3 protein-coding genes and 1 pseudogene are annotated in these 2,621 nt (G+C 72.8%); 2 read left to right on the top strand and 2 right to left on the bottom strand.

Annotation, left to right across the window (positions count from 1 at the left end; genetic code table 11):
* The coding region (locus AOK00_RS28375) for a GNAT family N-acetyltransferase (protein ID WP_055603101.1) at nucleotides 1-490 on the top strand (490 nt) is incomplete at its 5' end.
* Here AOK00_RS28375 and AOK00_RS28380 read toward each other — a convergent pair.
* On the bottom strand, nucleotides 487-1,371 hold the full coding sequence (locus AOK00_RS28380; protein ID WP_055603104.1) for a hypothetical protein: 885 nt from the start codon (nucleotides 1,369-1,371) through the stop codon (nucleotides 487-489). The two genes, AOK00_RS28375 and AOK00_RS28380, sit on opposite strands and share 4 nt — an antisense overlap.
* Before the next feature lie 169 nt (nucleotides 1,372-1,540).
* Here AOK00_RS28380 and AOK00_RS28385 point away from each other — a divergent pair, with 169 nt between their 5' ends.
* A complete protein-coding gene (locus tag AOK00_RS28385; protein WP_437441452.1) occupies nucleotides 1,541-2,308 on the top strand; it encodes a S1 family peptidase in 768 nt (255 codons plus the stop codon).
* Between the two features lie 98 nt (nucleotides 2,309-2,406).
* Here the strand turns inward: AOK00_RS28385 and AOK00_RS28390 are convergent.
* Nucleotides 2,407-2,621, bottom strand: a pseudogene (locus tag AOK00_RS28390) (beta-galactosidase); the annotation flags it as partial.

The raw sequence follows: 2,621 nt of genomic DNA on the forward strand, positions 1-2,621 counted from the left end.
CGATCACGGCCGGGACGGCGGCGCGACGCTCAGCGTCGGCCACGGGGACACCGCACTCGCCAAGGCCCTGGAGCGGGGGCTCGACGCCTTCAACTTCGCGGCCACGAACACCACCCCGGAGGACCAGGGCGAGCTGTCCGTGAAGGCGGTCGACGAGAACGGCGAGCTGATCGGCGGTCTCACCGGCTGGACCTGGAGCGGCCTCTTCGGCATCGACATGCTGTGGGTCCGCGAGGACAGCCGCCAGGACGGCTGGGGGAGCCGGCTCCTGCGCGCCGCCGAGGACGAGGCGCGGCGGCGCGGCTGCGACCGCGCCACCGTCTCGTCGTTCACCTTCCAGGCCCCGGACTTCTACCGGCGGCACGGATACGTCGAGACCGGCCGGGTGCTCGGCATCCCCGGCGGCGCCGAGGACGTCCACTTCCACAAGAGCCTGGTCCAGGCCCCGCCCGGGAACCAGAGCCCGGTCCAGGACCCTCCGGAGAGCTAACCCGCGCACTCCAGCACCGTCCGGCACACCCCGCACCGGGCTCTCAGCGCCCGGCCCGCCGGGATCCGCAGGCGCTGCCGGCAGACCGGGCAGAGGAACGAGACACCGGTCGCGGGCGCTCCGCCCTGGAAGGCGTACGGGGCGCCCTCGCCGGCCCGGCCCCGGCGCCGCTCCCAGCCGTACCGGCGGCGCTCGGCCCAGCCCGCCCCGGCGAGCGGCGGCGCCGCCCGCTCCCGGTCGGCCTCGGCCCGGCCCCGTACCCAGGCCTCGTACGCCACCGCGCTGGTGAACCACGGTGACGGGTCCTCGCCGAACAGTTCGGCCCGCTTGGCGAGGACGTAGCCGAACTCCTCCGGGGTCAGATAGCCGAGCTTCTGGCTCTCCACACCGTCCTGGCGGTACGCGTCGAGCAGCAGCCATCCCGCGCCCAGGTACGTGGTGACCACGTCGGTGAGGATCTCGTTCTCCGCGGCACCGGGGAAGCCGAGGCCGAGCCGGTGCAGCAGGACATGGGTGATCTCGTGGGCGAGGGCCGCGCCGATGTCACGGCGGCGGGTCCGGAAGCGGTCGTTGAGCTCCACGAAGTACTCGGGTCCCGCGGCGAGCTCGACGGCCGCCGCGTGCTCCATCGGCCGGAAGCTCACGACCAGGCGCGCCTCGGGCAGCCGCAGGTGCCGGACCAGGGCGCGGGCCACCCGCTGGGTGCCGAGATGCAGGTCCTCGTCGTCGCCGAGGGCCACGTCGGCGGGCGGCACGCTCGTCGGGTAGCGGTGTACGCCGTCGGGGGAGAGGCGCCGGTAGAGCGCGGTGAGCGAGGCCCCGACGGTGGCGCGGTGCGGAAAGCCGTGGGCGACGCGGTCGCCCTCCTGACGGTTCGGCATACGGACCCCCTCCAGCACATTTTACGGTTCGGCTCGGCGTGGCTGAAAAGGCTTCCTTGTGGGGGCAGTTGAGAGTTGTCCATAATCCGGACATGACTTGACGGGCGCATGTCATGACTCGTCGAGGCAACCCCCCATGAGAGAAGGCAGACACGTGAATCAGAACCGAATGGTCCGTGCGCTCCAGAAGCTCGCCGCGGCCGGCGCCGTCGTCCTGGCGGCCGTCAGCCTCCAGCCCACCACCGCCTCCGCCGCCCCCACCCCCGTCGTCGGAGGAACCCGCGCCGCCCAGGGCGAGTTCCCCTGGATGGTCCGCCTCTCCATGGGCTGTGGCGGCTCGCTGATCACCCCGCAGGTCGTCCTCACCGCGGCCCACTGTGTGAGCGGCTCCGGCAACAACACCAGCATCACCGCCACCGCCGGAGTCGTGGACCTGCAGAGCAGCAGCGCCATCAAGGTCAGGTCCACCAAGGTCCTCCAGGCCCCCGGCTACAACGGCAAGGGCAAGGACTGGGCGCTGATCAAGCTCGCCAGCCCGATCACCTCGCTGCCCAACCTGAAGATCGCCGAGACCACCGCGTACAACAGCGGCACCTTCACCGTGGCCGGCTGGGGCGCCGCCCGTGAGGGCGGCGGGCAGCAGCGCTACCTGCTCAAGGCGAACGTGCCGTTCGTCTCGGACGCCTCCTGCCAGAACTCGTACGGCAGCGACCTCGTCCCCGCCGAGGAGATCTGCGCCGGCTACACCCAGGGCGGCGTCGACACCTGCCAGGGCGACTCCGGCGGCCCCATGTTCCGCAAGGACAACGCCGGAGCATGGGTCCAGGTCGGCATCGTGAGCTGGGGCGAGGGCTGCGCCCGCGCCGGCTACCCGGGCGTCTACACGGAGGTCTCCACCTTCGCCTCCGCGATCAAGTCCGCCGCGGCCACGCTGTAGCGGAACGCACGGACAGGTGCCCCGGAGCGGCCTCGGCTCCGGGGCACCGCCACGTCCACGACCCACTCGTCCCCGCGAAGGCCCATCCGGGTGAACGCTCAGAGGACGCCGAACTCGACGCCCGGCCGCCCGGCCCCCTCCAGCTCCAGCGCCCACACCTCGTTCGCGCCCTCCCGCAGCACCGGGCCCGGCACGAACAAGGCGTCCTGCGGCCCGGCCGACCAGTAGCGGCCGAGGCAGAAGCCGTTCACCCACACGAAGCCCCGCGTCCCGCCCGGCAGCCGCAGCCACGCGTCCCCCGCCCCGGTCACCC

The organism is Streptomyces aureus (assembly GCF_001418135.1).
Taxonomy (GTDB): domain Bacteria; phylum Actinomycetota; class Actinomycetes; order Streptomycetales; family Streptomycetaceae; genus Streptomyces; species Streptomyces aureus_A.

What these genes read in the sequence shown, in the direction of transcription:
- AOK00_RS28380 (WP_055603104.1), bottom strand. Translation starts at nt 1,371, where the DNA reads ATGCCGAACCGTCAGGAGGGCGACCGCGTCGCCCACGGCTTTCCGCAC.
- AOK00_RS28385 (WP_437441452.1), top strand. Translation starts at nt 1,541, where the DNA reads ATGGTCCGTGCGCTCCAGAAGCTCGCCGCGGCCGGCGCCGTCGTCCTG.